This window comes from Pseudomonas sp. P5_B2, assembly GCF_056400445.1.
Window position 1 is genome coordinate 1 of record NZ_JBFULH010001466.1, and the last position, 562, is coordinate 562.

Genomic DNA, 562 nt, shown 5'->3' on the forward strand with positions numbered 1-562 from the left:
GACACATGACGATCTCGAGTTCGTGTTGGTGACCAATCGGGTGGTCAAGAAGGACACGTTGGCGATGAAGCTGTCGGCTGCAAAATCAGATGCTGATACAGCCCAGGTGATCCAGACGTTGCGAGTCCAAGCAAGTGTCATGAAGGGAAAGACCGCATTAATCGCGGCGGAGGTAGCGGCGTTCGATGAGGCCGATCTCGCTTTTGTCATTAAGCGTATGAACATCGAAGATGGCCAAGACAATGCAGAGCTTAGGCAACGCACTTTATCTGCGCTCCACCTGCCTGAAGACGTCCTAGCATCCAGCGAGGATATTTACGAAGGTCTTCTAGGTTTTTTGTTTCGGCAGTGCCAGGAGAAGTGGACAAATCAGGAGCCCTTCTGGACGGCAGCGCAACCCTTTTACGATAAGCGTCAGACACTGGTGCAAACCCACCTGAATGCTCCCTCTGAGCCGTTGCCGTTTGAGGAAACCGGGGTTGCTGAATGGATGCAGAAAATCCGTCCCGACGAAATGCTTTTTGTTGGACAGCTTGGAAAGCTCGAACTGCCTGACGATATG

The 562-nt window shown here is 52.1% G+C and carries 1 pseudogene; it reads left to right on the forward strand.

Features of this window, described 5'->3' with window-relative positions:
• Positions 1 to 22 precede the first annotated feature (22 nt).
• Positions 23 to 562, forward strand: a pseudogene (locus AC1DRJ_RS31865) (ABC-three component system protein); the annotation flags it as partial.